Annotated in this window: 22 protein-coding genes; 13 read left to right on the top strand and 9 right to left on the bottom strand. The window is 65.7% G+C overall.

Annotated features, from left to right (window positions below; genetic code table 11):
• The first annotated feature begins 18 nt into the window (after window positions 1-18).
• Window positions 19-957: a DUF6542 domain-containing protein gene (locus AOT87_RS02335; protein ID WP_196325796.1), complete on the top strand. Its 939-nt coding sequence runs from the start codon at window positions 19-21 to the stop codon at window positions 955-957.
• Between the two features lie 6 nt (window positions 958-963).
• Here AOT87_RS02335 and AOT87_RS02330 read toward each other — a convergent pair whose 3' ends face one another.
• Window positions 964-1,962 (bottom strand): 4-hydroxy-3-methylbut-2-enyl diphosphate reductase, encoded by a 999-nt coding sequence (locus AOT87_RS02330; protein WP_046252838.1) that lies wholly within the window; start codon window positions 1,960-1,962, stop codon window positions 964-966.
• Between the two features lie 60 nt (window positions 1,963-2,022).
• Between AOT87_RS02330 and AOT87_RS02325 the strand changes: the two genes are divergently transcribed.
• From AOT87_RS02325 to AOT87_RS02315, 3 genes are read left to right on the top strand one after another with little or no spacing between them, the layout of a single operon-like run.
• Window positions 2,023-2,730 carry a lipid droplet-associated protein gene (locus AOT87_RS02325; protein ID WP_046252837.1) on the top strand — a complete coding sequence of 236 codons (708 nt, stop codon included), beginning with the start codon at window positions 2,023-2,025 and terminating at the stop codon, window positions 2,728-2,730.
• Window positions 2,723-3,955, top strand: a complete 1,233-nt coding sequence (gene xseA / locus AOT87_RS02320) for an exodeoxyribonuclease VII large subunit (protein WP_057969295.1) — start codon at window positions 2,723-2,725, stop codon at window positions 3,953-3,955. The genes AOT87_RS02325 and xseA overlap by 8 nt, the downstream gene beginning before the upstream one ends.
• Window positions 3,952-4,149: an exodeoxyribonuclease VII small subunit gene (locus tag AOT87_RS02315; RefSeq protein ID WP_057969296.1), complete on the top strand. Its 198-nt coding sequence runs from the start codon at window positions 3,952-3,954 to the stop codon at window positions 4,147-4,149. Before xseA ends, AOT87_RS02315 begins: the two co-directional genes overlap by 4 nt.
• Before the next feature lie 13 nt (window positions 4,150-4,162).
• On the opposite strand, the gene AOT87_RS02310 is transcribed toward AOT87_RS02315, so the two are convergent.
• From AOT87_RS02310 to AOT87_RS02290, 5 genes are read right to left on the bottom strand one after another with little or no spacing between them, the layout of a single operon-like run.
• Window positions 4,163-5,110 carry a MerR family transcriptional regulator gene (locus AOT87_RS02310; RefSeq protein WP_057969796.1) on the bottom strand — a complete coding sequence of 316 codons (948 nt, stop codon included), beginning with the start codon at window positions 5,108-5,110 and terminating at the stop codon, window positions 4,163-4,165.
• 28 nt (window positions 5,111-5,138) lie between these two features.
• Entirely contained in the window at window positions 5,139-6,731 is a 1,593-nt protein-coding gene (locus AOT87_RS02305) for an NAD(P)/FAD-dependent oxidoreductase (RefSeq protein WP_057969824.1), read from the bottom strand.
• A 5-nt stretch (window positions 6,732-6,736) separates the two neighbouring features.
• Complete coding sequence (locus AOT87_RS02300; RefSeq protein WP_057969795.1) at window positions 6,737-7,663, bottom strand: alpha/beta hydrolase; 927 nt, start codon at window positions 7,661-7,663, stop codon at window positions 6,737-6,739.
• Window positions 7,660-8,457 carry an SDR family NAD(P)-dependent oxidoreductase gene (locus tag AOT87_RS02295; RefSeq protein ID WP_057969794.1) on the bottom strand — a complete coding sequence of 266 codons (798 nt, stop codon included), beginning with the start codon at window positions 8,455-8,457 and terminating at the stop codon, window positions 7,660-7,662. Before AOT87_RS02295 ends, AOT87_RS02300 begins: the two co-directional genes overlap by 4 nt.
• Complete coding sequence (locus AOT87_RS02290; protein ID WP_234795807.1) at window positions 8,454-9,914, bottom strand: cytochrome P450; 1,461 nt, start codon at window positions 9,912-9,914, stop codon at window positions 8,454-8,456. Before AOT87_RS02290 ends, AOT87_RS02295 begins: the two co-directional genes overlap by 4 nt.
• Before the next feature lie 339 nt (window positions 9,915-10,253).
• Between AOT87_RS02290 and AOT87_RS02280 the strand changes: the two genes are divergently transcribed.
• Entirely contained in the window at window positions 10,254-11,336 is a 1,083-nt protein-coding gene (locus AOT87_RS02280; RefSeq protein ID WP_057969320.1) for a D-TA family PLP-dependent enzyme, read from the top strand.
• An 11-nt stretch (window positions 11,337-11,347) separates the two neighbouring features.
• Here AOT87_RS02280 and AOT87_RS02275 read toward each other — a convergent pair whose 3' ends face one another.
• On the bottom strand, window positions 11,348-11,920 hold the full coding sequence (locus tag AOT87_RS02275) for a DUF4245 domain-containing protein (RefSeq protein WP_030094700.1): 573 nt from the start codon (window positions 11,918-11,920) through the stop codon (window positions 11,348-11,350).
• A gap of 94 nt (window positions 11,921-12,014) precedes the next feature.
• Here AOT87_RS02275 and glpX point away from each other — a divergent pair, with 94 nt between their 5' ends.
• Complete coding sequence (glpX, locus tag AOT87_RS02270) at window positions 12,015-13,043, top strand: class II fructose-bisphosphatase (protein WP_057969321.1); 1,029 nt, start codon at window positions 12,015-12,017, stop codon at window positions 13,041-13,043.
• Window positions 13,044-13,073: 30 nt separating this feature from the next.
• Complete coding sequence (locus tag AOT87_RS02265) at window positions 13,074-14,468, top strand: class II fumarate hydratase (RefSeq protein ID WP_030094698.1); 1,395 nt, start codon at window positions 13,074-13,076, stop codon at window positions 14,466-14,468.
• A 19-nt stretch (window positions 14,469-14,487) separates the two neighbouring features.
• Here AOT87_RS02265 and AOT87_RS02260 read toward each other — a convergent pair whose 3' ends face one another.
• A complete protein-coding gene (locus tag AOT87_RS02260; RefSeq protein ID WP_057969791.1) occupies window positions 14,488-15,006 on the bottom strand; it encodes a hypothetical protein in 519 nt (172 codons plus the stop codon).
• Window positions 15,007-15,077: 71 nt separating this feature from the next.
• Window positions 15,078-15,638 carry a sigma-70 family RNA polymerase sigma factor gene (locus tag AOT87_RS02255; RefSeq protein ID WP_078321612.1) on the bottom strand — a complete coding sequence of 187 codons (561 nt, stop codon included), beginning with the start codon at window positions 15,636-15,638 and terminating at the stop codon, window positions 15,078-15,080.
• A gap of 149 nt (window positions 15,639-15,787) precedes the next feature.
• Here AOT87_RS02255 and AOT87_RS02250 point away from each other — a divergent pair, with 149 nt between their 5' ends.
• From AOT87_RS02250 to AOT87_RS02225, 6 genes are all read left to right on the top strand, one after another.
• A complete protein-coding gene (locus AOT87_RS02250) occupies window positions 15,788-16,255 on the top strand; it encodes an Asp23/Gls24 family envelope stress response protein (RefSeq protein ID WP_057969790.1) in 468 nt (155 codons plus the stop codon).
• Window positions 16,252-16,545: a hypothetical protein gene (locus AOT87_RS02245; protein WP_057969789.1), complete on the top strand. Its 294-nt coding sequence runs from the start codon at window positions 16,252-16,254 to the stop codon at window positions 16,543-16,545. The genes AOT87_RS02250 and AOT87_RS02245 overlap by 4 nt, the downstream gene beginning before the upstream one ends.
• Before the next feature lie 247 nt (window positions 16,546-16,792).
• Window positions 16,793-16,975 (top strand): DUF2273 domain-containing protein, encoded by a 183-nt coding sequence (locus tag AOT87_RS02240; RefSeq protein WP_057969788.1) that lies wholly within the window; start codon window positions 16,793-16,795, stop codon window positions 16,973-16,975.
• 2 nt (window positions 16,976-16,977) lie between these two features.
• Window positions 16,978-17,751, top strand: a complete 774-nt coding sequence (locus AOT87_RS02235; RefSeq protein WP_057969787.1) for a hypothetical protein — start codon at window positions 16,978-16,980, stop codon at window positions 17,749-17,751.
• Window positions 17,748-18,302 (top strand): hypothetical protein, encoded by a 555-nt coding sequence (locus AOT87_RS02230; RefSeq protein WP_057969786.1) that lies wholly within the window; start codon window positions 17,748-17,750, stop codon window positions 18,300-18,302. The genes AOT87_RS02235 and AOT87_RS02230 overlap by 4 nt, the downstream gene beginning before the upstream one ends.
• A 135-nt stretch (window positions 18,303-18,437) precedes the next feature.
• Window positions 18,438-18,647, top strand: coding sequence for a CsbD family protein (locus AOT87_RS02225; protein ID WP_057969785.1), 210 nt, complete (start codon window positions 18,438-18,440; stop codon window positions 18,645-18,647).
• Window positions 18,648-18,662 lie beyond the last annotated feature (15 nt).

Genomic DNA, 18,662 nt, shown 5'->3' with positions numbered 1-18,662 from the left:
ACCGGTACCTTTCAACATGTGACAGGTCAACGCGCCCGCTCATCGGTGGAAGCCGATCACCGGTCTGCGCACCCCGATATCCCGGGTGTGCCGTGGTGGGGCGCAATCCTGATCGCGGTCGCTGGCACCGCGCTCGGTTTCGCAATTGACGCGATGGCCAATGGTGAGAAGCTGACGGGCGCGTTCGCCGGCTGCTACGCGGCGGGATGCGTCCTAGCGGTTTTCGCGGTGCGGTATTCATCGATCTTCACCGCCGTCGTGCAGCCGCCGCTGATCCTGTTCGCGAGCATCCCGATGGCCTACATGATCATGTCGAAGGGACCCGCCGATGGCATCAGGAACATGGCCATCACCACCGGGTACCCGCTGATCGAACGCTTCCCGCTGATGATCAGCACCGCGTTGGGCGTGCTGATCATCGGAGTGGTGCGCTGGTACTGGGGGATCTTCACCAGTAAGCCCGCCAAAGAAAAAACGGCCAAGCCCAAGGCCGCGAAGACCACAAAGGCCACCAAGCCGAGGACGTCCTCACGGACCCGGGTACAGGCGCTGGTGGATGCCGACGCCGACACCACGGGCAGGGGCGCGGGAACAACCACGCGGACCCGGCGGCCCCGCCCCGACGAGGCCGTCGCCCGGACACGCCACGGACGGCACGAATCCGGCACACGTCGCCGTCCGGCACCCGATTCCGAACCCGTCTCGCGGCGGGCATCGGCGGTCGGCACCCCGTGGGAAGACGAGCGCCCGATGCGGACCGAACGCCGTCCCGCGCGACGGGCTCGCGACGAGTACGACGACTACGGGTATGAACCGCGGCCCCGCTACCGGGAGCCCCGCGCAGAACCCGCGCGTGAGCCGCACCGCCCCGCCGTCAGGTACAGAGATGAGCGTCCACCGGCTCCTCCACGGCGCCGTCCGGATCGATACGACGACGCCTGGGACTACGACCGCTAGCGCGAACTAGTGTCGCGCCGCCCGCAGTTCACGCGGCAGCGAGAACACCAATGTTTCATTGGCCGTGGTGACCGGCTGCACCTGCCCGTATCCGTGCTCAGCGAGCCGCTCCAACACCCCGCGCACCAACACCTCCGGCACCGAAGCACCCGACGTGACGCCGACCGTTGTCACGCCCTCAAGCCAGGCCGGGTCGATGTCCTCGGCGTAGTCGACCAGGTAGGAAGCGTTGGAGCCGGCACCGAGGGCGACCTCGACCAACCGCACCGAGTTCGATGAGTTGCGCGAGCCGACGACGATCACCAATTCACATTCGGGGGCCATCGCCTTCACCGCGACCTGACGGTTCTGGGTGGCGTAGCAGATATCGTCGCTAGGCGGGTCCTGCAGCGTCGGGAAGCGCTCGCGCAGGCGCTGCACGGTCTCCATGGTCTCGTCGACGCTCAGCGTCGTCTGGGACAGCCAGATGACCTTCTTCTCGTCACGCACGGTGACCTTGTCCACCGAGCTGGGGCCGTCGACCAGCTGCACGTGATCGGGAGCCTCACCGGCGGTACCGATGACTTCCTCATGGCCCTCGTGACCGATCAGCAGGATGTCGAAGTCGTCGCGGGCGAACCGCTTGGCCTCCTGATGCACCTTGGTGACCAGCGGGCAGGTGGCATCGATGGTCTTCAGGTTCCGCGCGGCCGCGTCCTGGTGCACGGTCGGCGCAACACCGTGCGCGGAAAACACGACGATCGCGCCCTCGGGCACCTCGTCGGTCTCATCGACGAAGATCGCACCCGCCTTGGCCAGCGTGTCCACCACATATCGGTTGTGCACGATCTCGTGCCGCACGTAGACGGGGGCGCCGTGCTTCTCCAGCGCCCGCTCCACGGTCTCCACCGCACGATCGACACCAGCGCAGTAGCCGCGCGGCTCAGCCAGCAGCACGCGCTTGCTCGTCGCCGGGCCGACGACGGTGCTCACCATCCCCGGAGTGCCCATATCGACTGCAGCCATAGTCACCAGCTTACGGCCCAGCCTTTCGCTGCACGACCGACGTAAGGCAAGCTTGGACCTATGATTCGTCCTCCGTTCGGCGTCCGGTTGCTTCTTGGGGTCGCCGCCACCGTTCTTGAAGAGACCCGCAAGCTGCCGCAGGCGGTGCTGACCTATCCCATGACGGCCGCCAGCCAGACCGTGCAGAACTTCATGCGGTTCCAGCAGACAGTCACGGAATTGGCCATCAAGGGCGACGAGACCTGGGAAAACATCTTCCCACCCACCGAGGAGCAGCCCGAGTGGGCCACCTTCGATGAGGACATCGACGAACTCGATGCACCCGACCCCGACGAGACGCAGGCCAACGCCGTCTACGAGGACGCGGCCGAGCGGATGACCCAGGGACGGTTTGCGCTGTACTCCTCGGAACCCACGACGCCATCGGATTCCGAGCCCGAGGCCGCCGCACCGGCCCCCGAGGCCGCGCCGGTAGCCGCGAAGGCCGCACCGCGTAAGGCGCCTGCGAAGAAGGCAGCCGCCAAGAAGGCCCCGGCCAAAAAGGCAGCGCCTGCGGCCCCCGCCGAACCGGCGGATCCGAACGCTCCCGATGTCGTCGTCGAGCTCGGCTATCACGACCTGACACTGGCGCAGCTGCGGGCGCGGCTGCAGTCGCTGTCCGTGAGCGAGCTCGAAGAGCTGCTGACCTACGAAGACGCGCACAAGGCCCGCGCGCCGTATCAGACCTTGCTCGCGAACAGGATCACCCGCGCCGCTGCCCGTGGCTGATCCGGGGACAAGCCCCGAAAACCCGTGGCCGGTCCGCGCTGTTGCGACCCGGGTGGCCAAGTGGATCGACCGCCTGGGCCAGGTGTGGGTGGAAGGTCAGCTGACGCAGATCGATGTGCGGCCCGGCAGCAAGACCGTGTTCATGGTGCTGCGCGACCCGGCCGCCGACATGTCGCTGACCGTGACCTGCCCTCCCGACATGGTGCGCAACGCCCCGGTGAAGCTGACCGAAGGCACCCAGGTGGTGGTGTGCGGTAAACCCACCTTCTACACGGTGCGCGGCTCGTTTTCTTTGCGGCTCAGCGAGATCCGTGCGGTAGGTATCGGTGAGCTGCTGGCCCGGATCGAGCGGCTGCGTCAGCTGCTGGCCGCCGAGGGACTGTTCGACGCGCGACTCAAGCGCCCGGTCCCGTTCCTGCCGTCCCGCATCGGCCTAATCACGGGCCGGGCCAGCGCCGCCGAGCACGATGTGACCTCGGTGGCCTTGTCACGTTGGCCCGCAGTGCAATTCGCGGTACGCAACACCCCTGTGCAGGGCCCACACGCGGTGGCCGAGATCGTGGCCGCGCTACAGGCACTGGACGCCGACCCCGCGGTGGACGTGATCGTGCTGGCCCGCGGCGGTGGCAGCGTGGAGGATCTGCTGCCGTTCTCCGACGAGACCCTGTGCCGCGCGATTTCGGCGTGCCGCACCCCGGTGGTCAGCGCCGTCGGGCATGAGCCGGACAACCCGCTCTCCGACCTGGTGGCGGACCTGCGCGCGGCGACGCCCACGGATGCGGCCAAGAAACTGGTACCCGACGCCGCGGCCGAACAGGCGTTGATTCTGGACCTGCGGCGCCGTTCGGCTCAGGCATTGCGCAACTGGGTGCAGCGCGAGCAGCGCGGGCTGGATCAGGTACGCAGCCGGCCGGTGCTGGCCGATCCGCTCCGGATGGTTACCGTGCGCCAGGATGAAATCGCCGTCGCGCGAACGGCATTGCGCCGCGACATGAAGCGGCTGGTGGAATCCGAATCGCAACGGGTGGGCCACTTATCGGCACAGCTGGCCACGCTGGGACCGGCCGCTACCCTGGCCCGCGGCTACTCGGTGGTGCAGCGGGTGCGCGACGATGGCACGGTGGAGGTGCTGCGGACGGTGACCGATGCACCCGCAGGGGCATCGCTGCGGGTGCGCGTTTCCGATGGTGCCGTGACTGCAACCGTGACAGGAGAATCGTCATGACCAATCCCGCCGAACTCGGTTACGAGCAGGCGCGCGCCGAGCTCATCGAGGTCGTGCAGCAGCTCGAACAGGGCGGCCTGGATCTGGACACCTCGCTGGCGCTCTGGGAACGCGGTGAGGCACTGGCCAAACGCTGCGAGGAGCACCTGGCGGGCGCACGCAAGCGCATCGAGGACGCGCTGGACTCCGAATAGGCGTCCGCGAGCCTTACGCCGTGTCCGACGCGGATGCGGGAGTAACCAGGCCGGCGAGGAGTTCGGAGAACATCGATTCGATCGTCGCTTCGATCGACACGGCCAGCGTGTCATGAACCGAACTGACGGAGTATGTGCGCAGTTTGACTAGCAGCGTGAGCAATTCGCGGATCTGCGCGTCGTCGAGTTGTTTCCCGCCGGATTCCAGGCGCGCCGTCACCATCTGCGCTCCCGACTCCACCAGGATGCGGCTGATCTCCTCGATATGTGGCAGTACCTTTTCGTACACGTCGATCTGCTGGTCCAGCCCCATCCCGTACTGGCGGATGTCGTTGAGAGCGTCGATGAGTTTCGGCCGGGTGATGGTGGCCGTGTCACCGTTGATGCGGATCAGGCCCAGCGCCACCAGACGCTTACGCGCCGCCGGGTCATCGACCAGCTGCTCGGCCTCCGCCCGCGACATCGTGCTGGGCCGCTCGTCGGCCCAGGTACCGACGAGTGCGGTCTCGATGCCGAGGATGTCGCCGAGGTCCTTGCCCTCCTCCCAGGCGGTCAGCATCTCCTGCACGTGGGCCAGGTTGTATCCGCGATCGAGCATGGACGTGATGAGCCGCAGCCGCGCCAGGTGCGATTCGTTGTACAGGGCCAACCGCCCTACTCGTACCGGAGCAGGCAGTAACCCCCTGTCGCGATACACCCGGACATTGCGGATAGCCGTTCCGGCAGCGCGCGCCAAGTCATCGATGCGGTACTCCTGCGGCGAGAGCGCACCAACCGCCGACTGGTCGACCGGAGACTGAGCAATGGTTGTAAATAGCTGTTCGACAACAGCTTTCACGGCATCCCGCGACTGCCGCCGGATCTGCCGCGGGGCGCGGCGCAGCCCGGCGAGTATCGACGTGATCGGCGTGACCGGTCCCGCGTCACTACGCGGAGGCGCGGCGGGGCGTCGTGTCGGCATGGTGGACCTTGTCGGTGGGATGCGGTTGTTAGGTGGCTATGTTCGCATTCGCCGCGGGAGTGCTGTGCGCGCGCCGCGCTGACGGCTCGGCGGATGTGCGTGCTCGCCCGCGGAACGAGTAGTCATCCAGGTTGAATCGCCGACTGCGGATGGCCGACTCCAGCGTGGTGGTCGGGCGCAACGGCACATCGCCGTTCTTGTCGAAGTAGTAGCTGTTGGCGCTGGCGCAGCTGTCTTGCCAGAAGATCTGGTTATGCCGTCTGCTCAGCATCTCCTGGAAGAAGCGATCGTTGGCTTCCTGGGTCACCTCGACACGCTCGGCGCCTACCTTGCGGGCATGGGAGAGGACCCGAATGATGTGCGCGGTCTGCGCTTCGATGAGCGCGAAATAGGACGACCCGTTGTACCCGTACGGGCCAAAGATGTTGAAGTGATTGGGGAATTGGGGCACCGACACACCTTCGTAGGCCTGTAGACGCTCGTTCGACCACTTATCCCGCAGGCTGAGGCCGCCGACACCGCGCAGCTCGTAGGTCGGCATGTTTTCGGGATCCATCACCTTGAAACCTGTCGCCAGGATCAGGACGTCGAGCCGATGCTGGGCTCCGTCGGAGGTGTGCACGGCGTCCGCGCCGATCTCCGTGATCGATGCCGTCTCCAGCAGGACATTGGGGCGGTTGAAGGTGGCCAGATAGCCGTTGTGGAAGCTGGGCCGCTTGCACCCCAGCCCATATTGCGGAGTGAGCTTGGCACGAACCTCCGGATCATGCACCTGTGACCGCAGATAGGCGCGGCCCAGCTTCTCGGCGAGCGGTCTGACCCGCAGAATCCGGTCGTAGTGCGCGGGAATAGGGAACGTCGCCTCGACAAACGCCTGGCTCGCGAGCCGCGTTGCCTGCTGCGCCCCCGGGACGCGACGCAGCGCCCAACGGAATGGCGCGGACAAGGCGAAGTCGGGTTTGGGCATGCACCAGATGGGAGTGCGCTGAAATACCGTGAGGTGTTCCACCTCCCCGGCAATGGACGGAATGATCTGCACCGCAGAGGCTCCGGTCCCGATGATCCCGACGCGTTTACCGCGCAGATCCTGGTCATGGTCCCAGCGTGCGGTGTGCATCTTGATACCGGCGAACGCCTCGACCCCGGGGATATCGGGGTTGTTGGGCCGGGTCAGGACGCCGGACGCACTGACGACGTAGCGGCAGGTGCGTTCGGCACCGTCGGCGGTGGCGACGCGCCAGAGGTTGGCAGCGCCGTCCCAGCTGGCGGACAGCACACTGGTACCGAACTGGATATGTTGGGCCAAGCCATATTTGGCCACACATTGCTCGGCGTAGCGTTTTAGCTCCTGCCCGGGCGCATACGAGCGTGACCAGTCACGGCGCTTCTCGAACGAGAACTGATAGCTGAATGACGGGATGTCCACTGCGATGCCCGGATAGGTGTTCCAGTGCCAGGTGCCTCCCGGCCCGTCGGCCTCGTCCAGGATGACGAAATCGTGAAACCCTGCCTCTTTGAACTTGATTGCGAATCCGATGCCGGCGAAACCGGCGCCGATGACTATCACGTCGCTGTGCAATCCACCTCCGGTGGGCAGTGCAGCGTGGGCCGGGCTGTCAATAGTCGTCACGAGAGTTTCTCCTGAAGGGTGGTTGGTACGGCGCGGCTGCTGACCGCGCCAGCAATAGCGGCACGAATGATCTCGGCAACTCGCACCGGCTGGTCGTACTGAGGGCAGTGCCCTGAACCGTCGATGAACTGGAGCATCGCATCGGGATGCCTGTCACGCAAGGCTTTTGCGCCTCGCGGCGGGCATACCCAGTCTTTGCTTCCCCATATCGCGGTGACGGGCGCCGCAAACCGCGCATTCGCCAGGGCATCGGGACGGCTCAGTTCGACGATGGTTTCACCGCCGAGCAGCAGCTGGCGGCGCAGATCCCCGGGCCCCCAGTGCGAGGCGTACTGCGCTTTGGCTTCCGGGGTCAGACGGCCCGCGGCCACCGCACGCGCGAACCCCGCACTGATCAACGCCGGCGCTGTGACGGTGCCCCGGAAAACCGGCCGAATAGGCAAGCCAAGTATCCAGTCGGTGGCCGGCCGCACCCGCCGCACCAGTCGCATCCACCACGTCGTGTGTAGCCCGGCGGGACCGATGGCCACCGCGGCGACCAGCGGCAGATCCGCGCGCTGGGCTGCCCGCAACACTGCCAGGCCACCGACCGAATTACCCACGAGCACAACGCCATCCCCGCGATCAAACTGACGCACCGCAGCCGCGATGAAATCGTCGACAGCAGATAGATACCCAGTCGTCACCGGCCGCGCCGCGCGCCCGAAGTGCGGCAGATCGACCGCCACGCAGCGGTGGCCTTGCTCACCGAGCATGTCGAGCACCGACCGCCAGCCGTCGGCCGATTCGGTGAATCCGTGGATCAGCAGGATCGTGGGACCGCTGCCGTCGACGTCCAGGACACGGGTCCGCACGGCGCCGATCATGGCCACCTTCGTATTGCGTTGCGCGCGTTTACGCACCTGTTCAGTCGTGGCGCTCATAGCCGTGCCACCAATCCGTTGAGCACCGGCATCAGGCGCAGCGCGTGATAGCCCAGTTGCGTTTCGAAGCCGACCGACACCATGGCGCGGTCTCGCGCGGCCGCCGTGGTGACGGCCTTGGCAACCGCGTTGGGCGAGTGGCTGATACTGAATACCCGCGACAGTCGATCCTTTTCAGAAATGGCCGTGCCGCGCAGTCGGGTGTTGTAGAGGATCGGGGTGTTGATCACACCGGGGCAGATCACCGAGACGCCGACCCGTTGGGACGAAAAGTCGGCGCGCAGGCTTCGCGAAAATGCGACCACGGCGGCCTTCGAGGCGCAATACGTTGCCATCCTGCGGTTCGGCAGATAGGCCGCTCCGGAGGCGATGTTCACGATCTGTCCGCGCCGACGGGCTGCCATCGTGGCGCCGAACGATCGACAGCCGTGCACCACTCCGTCGATGTTGATGGACCGTAACCATGTCCAGTCGTCCTCGGTGGTGTCCAGGAATGGCCCGCCGACTCCGACTCCGGCGTTGTTGACCAGAATGTCCACATCACCTACCTCGGAGTTCACCGATTTCGCCAGTGCGGCAACGGCTTCACCATCAGCGACGTCACACTGATAGGAGTGAGCCCGCGCTCCATGAGCGCGGCAGCGCTCCGCGGTGTCCTTGGCGGTGGCCTCGTCGATATCACTGGCGACCACCACCGCACCCAGCCGTGCGAAACGCTCGGCGACCGCCGCACCGATCCCGCTGCCCGCACCGGTGACGACGACCACCGCGCCCCGGGGCTCGATGCCGCTCATAGGGCAACCTCCCGCCGCCGGGCAATCATGGGCAGGCCGAATTTCGGCCGCAAGGTCAAGGTGGCCTCGGGTTCGATGGGATGCCCGGGCACCAAGTCGAAAACATAACGCTGGCTGAGCATTGCGGTGATCAGCACCGATTCCATGACGGCGAACCCCTGCCCGATACAGCTGCGTTTTCCACCGCCGAAGGGCAGGTACGCCGAGCGCGGCCGATCCTTACCCGCCCCCGGCATGAATCGGCCGGGATCGAACTCTTCTGGATTAGGCCACCACCGCGGATCGTGGTGGATCAGATGCGCGGGCACGATGATGGTAGTGCCCTTGCGCACGTGGTGGCCGCCGATCACATCGTCGCGCACCGCGACGCGCGGGATGGCCCACGCGGGCGAGAAGAACCGCATCGATTCCATGAAAACCGCTGTCGTCCATGGAAGATTGGGCAGATCGTCGGCCGTTGGGGTACGTGCCGCCAGGACTGTGTCGATCTCCTCGAACATCCGGTCACGGGCGCCCGGATTCAGCGCCAGCAGGTACCACATCCACGACAATGCGTTGGCTGTTGTCTCGTGCCCGGCGAGCATCAGCGTGATCGCCTCGTCGCGCACTCTCTTGATCGGCATGCCTCCCTTCTCGTCGGAGGCATTCAGCAGATGGTTCAGCAGGTCCGGCGTATCAACCGGGTTCTCCCGCCGGTCGTTGATGACCTGCCACACCGCATTGTCGATCAGCGTGACGATTCGCTGGATGTCCCGAAACGGGGGCGGCAACGGCAACGGGGTGAACGCCACCCGCGCCAGGCCGCGCCACACGATCGGCGGCGGTGCGGCCACCATGAACACGCGTAGCAGACGTTCGCCGAAACGCAGCCCGCCCGTGACCATGGGTGACATCCCGGTGGCGACGGGCCCGAACTGTTGGCTGAACAACGAATTGCCCACCACGTTGAGCGTGAGTTCGACCATCTCGGAGACCATGTCGACCTCGATGCGCCCCTCGCGCTGCTGCAGTTCATTGAGCAGTTCGTCAATCGGTTCGATCATCAGATCGACAAGCCCGTTGAGGTGCCGTTTGGCGAACATCGGGGACAGCATGGTGCGGTAGCGCTGCCACGACTCTTCTTCATCGGTGAACAGGCTGACACCCAGTAGGGCGCGCAGCAGTTCATATTCGAATGACTTGTAGTAGTTGAGCCGCCCCGCGTGCAGTACGTGGTCCACGTACTCGGGGTGGCAGAGCGTGATGAATCGCCTGGTCCCCGTGCGGAATCGAGCGATGTCGTGCCCCCGCACCCGATCGACCCAGCCCGACCGGTAGCTCAGCCCGACCAGAAGTGCATCCCTGATCATGGGTGCCGCCGGGAAATGGGCGGCCGGTTCAACCGCCTCGGCGGTGGGCGTGCGCCCCGCCGGGCATACCCCCTCGGATCGCGGTACTGGCTCATGCACTGTCGTCATTGACAATTCTCCTCACCGGCACGCCGCCATTGGCGCTATCGGTAAGACAACAGTCAATGTTGCCATTTGTCAATGACAACATTGACTGTTGGTCGACGAGGTACCGGAAGGTCTTCTCGTCGGAGCCATAGACGTAACAGAGGAAGTTCACCGCCCGCTGCTGGTTGAGGGAGTGCGTATCGGCAAAGGCAGAATCGTCGGGAGCTCCGGATTGGTTGGCGTGCAATGCATATGAATCCGCGGCGGTCAGCAGATACTGCTTCGAATCGTCGTCGCCGGTGAGGATGTAGGCGGCCGGGCCGCTCGGGCTCGCGGCCTCACTCCGATTAGTGTCGAGACATGTCTGACGCGACGCAACCTTGTGGTCTGGACGATATCGACACCCCTTTCCTGGCCATCGATCTGGCGGTGATGGACCGCAACATCGAACGGCTGGCCGGGCGCCTACGCGGCACCGGGGTCCAGCTGCGGCCACATGCCAAGAGCCACAAGTGCGTTGAGATAGCACAACGCCAGATCGACAGCGGAGCCATCGGCCTCACCGTCGCCACCATCGGCGAGGCCGAGGTCTTCGCGGATGCGGGATTCACCGATCTGTTCATCGCCTACCCGCTGTGGCTGACTCCGCAGAAGGCCGACCGGATACGGAAGGTGACCGCCCACGCGCAACTGCGGGTCGGGGTCGATTCCATCGCGGGTGCCCGGCAGTTGGCCGAGTATCTCGCCGATCTACCCATCACCGTCGTCATCGAGGTCGACTCCGGCCACCACCGCACCGGGGTCGATCCGGCCGAGGCCGGTGACGTTGCGGCAGCAGCGCGCGCTGCCGGACTGAATGTCGTGGGTGTCTTCACATTTCCGGGCCACGGCTACACACCGGGCCACCGCGCAGAGGTCGCCATCCAGGAATCGCACGCGCTTGGAGCGGCCGCCGACAGCCTGCGCGCACAGGGGATCGAGCCGTCGGTGATCAGCGGCGGCTCCACCCCCACCGTCGATGCCGCCGACAACACGGTGCTGACCGAGGTGCGACCCGGTGTCTACCCGTTCAACGATGCCCAGCAGTTCGAGTTGGAAGTCTGCACGCTCGACGACATCGCTCTCAGTGCCGTCACCACAGTGGTGCACACCCGCGACCGGACCGCCGTCGTGGACGCGGGCAGCAAGATCCTGGGCGCCGACCGGCCGGGCTGGGCCACCGGTTTCGGACGGGTAATCAGCGAACCGGATGCGCGCATCGTCGCGCTGTCCGAGCATCACGCAACCATCGAGTTTCCCGGGGCGGCACCGGATGCCGGCACCCGTCTGCGGATCGCGCCGAACCATCTCTGCAATGCGGTGAACCTGGTCGACACGCTGGTCGTGGATACCTCGAGCGGCCCGCGTCGCTGGGCGGTGGCCGCACGGGGCGCCAACACCTAGATGCGCGCCTCCTAGCGCGGCAGCGGCTTAGCGGTTTGTACCGCCCGCGCGACGGTCCGGAAGTCTTCGGTGTTTCCGGACCCGGTGAGCGCAACGGTCACCGAGTTGTCCAGCCGCGTGGCCCACAGCGGCTCCGCACCCTCGCCACCCTCGTACGCCACCCAGCTCACGCCGTCGACATTCTCCGGCCCGCGGGGCACCAGCCCACTGTTGAGCTTCGGGACCAACTTCTCCTCGGGGGCACCGCTCTGCACCACCGCCATGTACGTACCGGTCGGGCTCAAGTAGCCCACCTTGGACAGCGGCATCCCCTCGACGCTGTCGCGCCCGCCGGAGTTGGCCCGCCAGCCCGCGGGCAGCGACGGCTCCCGGACCGGAAATGAGAACTGCCGGGCATCGGCCTGCAGCGCGGCGTGCGCGTCATACGAGGGCGGCTCACCGACCGTCGGCCCATTCGGCGTGAAGGAACACATCCCCAGCAGTCCGGCCAGCACGATGCACGCGACCACCAGCGGAGCCATCGACCAGAACATGTCCCGGCCGTCCTGAAACAACCGCGGCTTGGCCGGACGGGGTGCGGGCACGGCGATGCGATCGTCGGGTCCGGAATCTTGGTCCGGATCAGGTGCGCCTCCCACGCCCCCATCCTTGCAGGCGCGCATGAAACAATCACAACCCATGAGCCCGTCGCGCAGAGAAGCCCCGGACCGCAACCTGGCGTTAGAGCTGGTCAGAGTGACCGAGGCGGGTGCCATGGCCGCAGGTCGATGGGTCGGCCGCGGGGAAAAGGAGAAGGGTGACGGCGCCGCCGTCGACGCCATGCGCGAGCTGGTCAACTCCGTTTCCATGCGCGGTGTGGTCGTCATCGGAGAAGGCGAGAAGGACAACGCCCCGATGCTCTACAACGGCGAGGAAGTCGGCAACGGCGACGGCCCGGACTGCGATTTCGCCGTGGACCCGGTAGACGGAACCACCCTGATGAGCAAGGGCATGCCCAACGCGATCTCGGTGCTCGCGGTCTCCGAGCGCGGCACCATGTTCGACCCCTCAGCCGTCTTCTACATGGAGAAGATCGCCGTCGGCCCGGACGCCGCCGATGTCATCGACGTCACCGCTCCCGTTTCGGAGAACATCAAGCGCGTTGCCAAGGTGCGCAACTGTTCGGTGTCCGACATCACTGTATGCATCCTGGACCGGCCCCGCCACGGCGAGCTGATCCAGAACGTGCGAGACACGGGTGCCCGCATCCGTCTGATTTCCGACGGCGACGTGGCCGGCGCCATCTCGACGGCCCGTCCGAACTCGGGCACCGACATGCTGCTGGGCATCGGCGGTACTCCCGAGGGCATCATCGCCGCGGCTGCCATGCGGTGCATGGGCGGCGCCATCCACGGCAAGCTCGCCCCGCGCGACGACGAGGAGCGCCAGAAGGCCATCGACGCCGGGTACGACCTGGACCGGATCCTCACCACCGAGGACCTGGTGTCCGGCGAGAACGTCTTCTTCTGCGCGACCGGCGTCACCGACGGTGATCTGCTGCAGGGTGTCCGGTACTTCGGCGGCGGCTGCACCACGCAGTCCATCGTGATGCGTTCCAAGTCCGGCACCGTCCGGATGATCGAGGCGTACCACCGCCTCACCAAGCTCCGCGAGTACTCCGCGGTCGACTTCACCGGCGACGACGACGCCACGCACCCCCTCCCCTAATTCCATCATCGACGACGAGAAGGAAGACCATTGTCTGAACAGCAGTACCGCATCGAACATGACACCATGGGCGAGGTTCGCGTACCCGTGGAAGCACTGTGGCGCGCGCAGACTCAGCGCGCCGTCGAGAACTTCCCCATCTCGGGGCGCGGCCTGGAGCGCACACAGATCCGTGCACTCGGCCTCCTCAAGGGCGCCTGTGCACAGGTGAACAAGGACCTGGGTCTGCTGGACCCGGCCAAGGCCGACGCCATCATCGCCGCCGCCGCCGAGATCGCCGACGGCAAGCACGACGACCAGTTCCCCATCGACGTGTTCCAGACCGGCTCGGGCACCAGCTCGAACATGAACGCCAACGAGGTGATCGCCTCGATCGCTGCCAACAACGGCGTGACGGTGCACCCGAATGACGACGTGAACATGTCGCAGTCCTCCAACGATACCTTCCCGACGGCCACTCACCTGGCCGCGACGGAAGCCGCTGTGCGCGACCTGATTCCCGCGCTGGATTACCTGCAGCAGGCGCTGGCCACCAAGGCCAAGGCCTGGAAGACCGTGGTCAAGTCGGGCCGCACCCACCTCATGGATGCGGTGCCGGTGACCCTGGGCCAGGAATTCGGCGGCTACGCCCGCCAGATCGAGGCGGGCGCGGAGCGCGTGAAGGCGACGCTCCCCCGTCTCGGTGAGCTGCCCATCGGCGGTACCGCCGTCGGCACCGGCCTCAACGCCCCTGACGGCTTCGGCGCCAAGGTCGTCGAGGAACTCAAGAAGTCGACAGGCCTGTCGGAGCTGAAGACTGCCGCCGACTCGTTCGAGGCGCAGGCCGCTCGTGACGGACTGGTCGAGGCGTCGGGCGCGCTGAAGACCATCGCCGCGTCATTGACCAAGATTGCCAACGACATTCGGTGGATGGGCTCCGGGCCGCTGACCGGCCTGGGCGAGATCCAGCTTCCCGACCTGCAGCCCGGCAGCTCGATCATGCCCGGCAAGGTCAACCCGGTGCTGCCCGAGGCCGTGACCCAGGTGGCCGCACAGGTCATCGGCAACGACGCCGCCATCACCGTCGGCGGACTGTCCGGCGCCTTCGAACTCAACGTGTACATCCCGGTGATGGCGCGCAACCTGCTGGAGTCGTTCACGTTGCTGGCCAACGTGTCTCGCCTCTTCGTCGACAAGTGCGTGGACGGCCTGGTGGCCAACGAGGAGCACCTGAAGACGCTGGCGGAGTCCTCCCCGTCGATCGTCACCCCGCTCAACTCGGCCATCGGCTACGAGGAAGCGGCGGCCGTCGCGAAGGAAGCGCTCAAGGAGCGCAAGACCATTCGCCAGACCGTCATCGATCGCGGCCTCATCGGCGACAAGCTGAGCGTCGAGGAGCTGGACAAGCGCCTGGACGTACTCGCCATGGCGAAGGTGAAAGACTAAGACCCGTCGCCGTGGGTGCCTAGTGCGACGGCAGAACGATGTCCTCCCAGGTGACGGTTATGTTCGTGGGCTCGATACCGATGATGGCGTTGACCACTGAGGCAGCTCGCTTCCTCAGTGCGTCACCGTCATCGAGGTAGGTACGGTCACGATCGGCAGTACCGATGGCCACCAGGTTGATGCGTAATGCCGTCACCGCCTGCCCGTCTACGTTCACGTCCACGGCAGCAATCGCCGCTGAGGCCTCGGCGGCGAGCTCGGCCAGGCTTGACGTCAGCGCTTTCGTCAACGCCAGATGACTGACGGTGATCCCCGGGATGGCCGTCCTGATCGGCTTGCCCCTGCGTGGCAGTGCGGCGATCCGGTGTGCGACGGCGGCGCGCAGCTGCTCCAGGGCGGTTTCACCCTCATTCCACGATGCGGGCGATACACGATCATCGGCTCCGCCGTCGAGTTCGGCCAATCGGCGGGTGGCATCGGCGATCCACGCCGTGGCGTCAACGACGGCATCATGGTTGTCCCCGGTTCTCGCATCCATCAGTTCTCCAGTGTTACGCCATATGCCCGGAGCTGTACAGCTGGCGGACGGAACATAGTTTCCGCGTTCACTCATGGGCGGAAGCCTTTCAGCGTTTCCGCCAGCCGCTTGCGAGTGCGCTGCAAGTTGCCGCGGACTGATCCCTCGGTGGTCCGAAGAACAGTCGCTATCTCGGCCAACGGTAAGTCATAGACCTCACGAAGCCACCAGGCCGCGCGCGCCGCATAGGGCAACTGCGATAGCTCACGGCTCAAGGCCGCAAGGAAATCACCGTCCAGTGCTCGTTCACTGGGCCCAGCGCTGATATCTGCGACTTCGGGCACGTCGTCGATATCGAAATCGCGGCGGCGCCGCCGCATTGCGTCAACGGTCTTCCGAGAGGCGAGTGAGTACAACCAGGTGCGGAACTGTGACCGGAAAGCAAACGACGGCAGCGCTTTCCACGCGGCGATGAAGGTCTCCTGGACGATGTCGTCATACTCGGCCTGCTCCGGATACGTGCGGGCAACGAATCTCAACAGTGCCGGACCATGTCGGACCACCAGCACATCGAATGCCTCAGAATCCCCTTGCTGAGCGCGGCGGGCAAGCATCTCGTCCGACAGCGACGCCAGCAGTTCGCCCCGCGCCAAGAGCGGCAGCACCACTGTGTCCCCTGTCGTCGTGAGCACAAAAATGTGCGTTGGATCTCATCGGCGTGCGCAAAACCCACCGTTGCCCGACGAACTCATTGTGCCGGACGGAAATGTCCGGAAGCTGAGACAAGTCGAAGGAGAAGCTGATGACCACGGCAACCCAAACCCCCGAAGTGCGTTCGTCGAAGCAGGTAGACACGTCCAGTAATGCCGTCGAGAAAGTCGCGAACCACGGCGTCACCACCATCGCCGACGTAGTGGTCTCCAAGATCGCTGGCATCGCGACGCGCGAGGTCGATGGCGTCTACGACCTGGGAGGCCAAGCTGCCCGCGTCGTGGGCAAGTTGCGCGAGACGCTGCCAGGTTCACCCAGCTTGACCCAGGGCGTGAGCGTCGAGGTTGGCGAACGTCAGGCGGCCATCGACATCGGGATCGTCGCTGACTACGGGATCGCCATCCACGACCTGGCCGAGGGAATTCGCAGCAACGTCATCTCCTCTGTCGAGAACATGACCGGGCTCGAGGTCACCGAGGTCAACGTAACGGTGCACGACGTGCATTTCGCCGACAGCGATGACGACGCGTCCGACGCCGGAGAGCCCCGAGTCCAGTGACGGACGCGCCCAGCGAGCGGGTCGATCGTGTGGTCGCGGCGGTGACTGCCGTCGACGGCGTCATTGGCCTCTACACCGGAGGGCTGGGAGTCCCCGCCACACATCTGCCCGGTCGGACGGTACGCGGTGTACGGCTGGGATCCGAGGGCGGTGAGGTTCACGTGGTTCTCGACCTCCGAACCGGCCTACTCGACGTGGCGGCCCGGGTGCGCCGGGCCGCCAGCGAGGCTGCGGGTGTGCCGGTTGTCGTGGTGGTCGACGACGTAACAGTGGCCGAAGCGCAGGCGTGACCACCGTGCTCGATATTGAGCGGCGGGCCCGCCGCGAGGCCGTGCGAAGGCATCACCCTGATGCGGGTGGATCGGCTGAGGCGCTCATTGCAGCGCTCCAGGCGCTGGCCGACAAACGGGCCCCGCGGCGCGCCGCGGTTCGGGCACAGCGGACCTGGCGTGGCCGGTTGATGACCCTTGCGAGCGCAGCTCGCCGGCGGCGCGTCCGGAGACAGCGCATCAGATATCTCGATAGGAGATGACGAGAATGAATGGAAATTACGCAGTGATTGGCCTGTTCGCGGGTCTACTGCTGGCGATCGCAGTTGTGACCGGTGGCCTTATCGGATTCCTCCTTGCCGTGGTGTTGGCCGGGACCGGTGGCGCCATCGGCGCACATCTCGACGGCACAATCGATCTCACCGCGCTCGGTCGCCGCGACAGGAGCTGACGATGGTGACCACTACCGACGTGGTGCCGGTACGCGGTATCACCCGCGTCCATGAGCGGGTACGCCATCGTTTGATCGAGCATGCCGTGCTGTCGGTGCCGGGGGTGATTCGCCACGGGAGCATGGCGCCCGGCCGGACATTGCCATCGATCACCATCGCCGACGACACCCACCCGACGGTGAGCGTCAAGCTCGCGACCACCTGGCCCACAGACGGTGCGCGCGTTGTCGGCGCGGTCCGTGCAGCGGTGACCCGGGAACTGCACGAATCGCTGGGCGAAGAACCGGCCAGCGTCGATGTGCGTATCGCACGGATCGAGAGCAATCGCACGCCGGCCGAAGTAGTCGACGCCTACGCCGCCGGAACCGGGGACCCGCAGGAGAGTGGCACCGCGCCAGACGTGAGCAGTAGATACCGCGGACCGCACCGTGTGGCCGGATCAACCATCACCAGCATCCTCATCGCCGTTGCACTGGTTGCCATAGGCGTAATCGTGTTGCGCGACGCGGCGATCGGTGTCGGATGGATTGGCGGTCCGGCATGGACTGCCGAAGCGACCCGATGGGTGCAGCACGTGCACTGGATGTGGTGGACCTGGCCGGCAGCCGTGGCGGCGGGGATCGCCGGGTTGAGCCTGCTCGTCCTCACGGTAAAACCGCGACGCCGCACGCATGTCGCGGTGGGCGATGGAATCCTGGTGCCCCATGTTTCAGCTCACCGATGGTGTGACGAACATCGCGGCTCGCTTCGTGAGAAGGGCGGAACCAATCAGTGACACGCACAACGCAATTCATCGACAGGCTGCTAACGGCTCTGCTGGGTGTCGTCTTGTTGACAAGCGCGGCCTGGCTGATCGGCTACGGCACTCACAACCGCCTGGCTCGCCAGGCGGCGGCAGCAGTCGACCCGCAGGCCCCGGCTCGCGCACTCGAATGGCCGTGGTTGTCGGGCGTGCTCGCGGGAGCCGGAGTCGCCGCCGTCCTTGTCGGCCTCTGGTTGTTGCTTGTCCATCTGCGCCCCACATCGGTTCGCAGTATCGGCAGCACCGATGGAGAGGTCGACCTCTCCCGGTTGGCCGACACGGCCGCGGATGATCTGACGCGCCACCCTGCCGTACAGAGTGCCCGCGCAGTGACCTTTCGCGAGAAAGGCAGGCCAGTGGTGAGGGTCACCGTCGGGGTCTCGCCCCATACCTCTACCACCGAGATCCGCCACCTGGCCCGACAATGCGGCGCCGATGTTCGGCGTGCGGCCAACGCCGACCTGGACTTCCAGCTCTTGATCAAGAACGTATCCCCGGACAAGATTCGCCCACAGGTCGTATGAACACGGTGTCTCGCGCATTTCCGCAGCAATGCGGGACCAGATGGATGAAAGAGCTTGGGAGCAAACGTGAATCGAGCGGTTGCCCCCGGGATTAGATAAGGATCCAGCACCGCCCAACGGAAAGGGTTCCACAACATGGGAATAACTGACGACGCAAAAAACAAGGCCGAAGACTTGAAAGGTCGCGCGAAGGAGGCCTTTGGAGCGGCCACCGATAACGATGACCTTAAGGCCGAGGGGCAGGCGGATCAGGGAATTGCCTCTGCCAAGCAGGCGATCTCTGATGCCGCAGACAAGGTGAAAGAGGGCATCGAAGCGGTCAAAGACAAGTTGACCGGCAAGTAATCACGCCACGGTGTC

Source organism: Mycobacteroides sp. H003, assembly GCF_001440135.1.
GTDB lineage: Bacteria > Actinomycetota > Actinomycetes > Mycobacteriales > Mycobacteriaceae > Mycobacterium > Mycobacterium gwanakae.
This window is presented reverse-complemented; position numbering and strand designations above follow the sequence as displayed.

Bases quoted from the DNA above. Each gene is read 5' to 3' on its own strand.
- AOT87_RS02300 (WP_057969795.1), bottom strand. From the start codon at position 7,663: ATGAGCGCCACGACTGAACAGGTGCGTAAACGCGCGCAACGCAATACG.
- AOT87_RS02295 (WP_057969794.1), bottom strand. From the start codon at position 8,457: ATGAGCGGCATCGAGCCCCGGGGCGCGGTGGTCGTCGTCACCGGTGCG.
- AOT87_RS02260 (WP_057969791.1), bottom strand. From the start codon at position 15,006: ATGGATGCGAGAACCGGGGACAACCATGATGCCGTCGTTGACGCCACG.
- AOT87_RS02330 (WP_046252838.1), bottom strand. From the start codon at position 1,962: ATGGCTGCAGTCGATATGGGCACTCCGGGGATGGTGAGCACCGTCGTC.
- AOT87_RS02315 (WP_057969296.1), top strand. From the start codon at position 3,952: ATGACCAATCCCGCCGAACTCGGTTACGAGCAGGCGCGCGCCGAGCTC.
- AOT87_RS02235 (WP_057969787.1), top strand. From the start codon at position 16,978: ATGGTGACCACTACCGACGTGGTGCCGGTACGCGGTATCACCCGCGTC.
- AOT87_RS02240 (WP_057969788.1), top strand. From the start codon at position 16,793: ATGAATGGAAATTACGCAGTGATTGGCCTGTTCGCGGGTCTACTGCTG.
- AOT87_RS02290 (WP_234795807.1), bottom strand. From the start codon at position 9,914: ATGACGACAGTGCATGAGCCAGTACCGCGATCCGAGGGGGTATGCCCG.
- AOT87_RS02225 (WP_057969785.1), top strand. From the start codon at position 18,438: ATGGGAATAACTGACGACGCAAAAAACAAGGCCGAAGACTTGAAAGGT.
- AOT87_RS02280 (WP_057969320.1), top strand. From the start codon at position 10,254: ATGTCTGACGCGACGCAACCTTGTGGTCTGGACGATATCGACACCCCT.
- AOT87_RS02325 (WP_046252837.1), top strand. From the start codon at position 2,023: ATGATTCGTCCTCCGTTCGGCGTCCGGTTGCTTCTTGGGGTCGCCGCC.
- AOT87_RS02310 (WP_057969796.1), bottom strand. From the start codon at position 5,110: ATGCCGACACGACGCCCCGCCGCGCCTCCGCGTAGTGACGCGGGACCG.
- glpX (WP_057969321.1), top strand. From the start codon at position 12,015: ATGAGCCCGTCGCGCAGAGAAGCCCCGGACCGCAACCTGGCGTTAGAG.
- AOT87_RS02250 (WP_057969790.1), top strand. From the start codon at position 15,788: ATGACCACGGCAACCCAAACCCCCGAAGTGCGTTCGTCGAAGCAGGTA.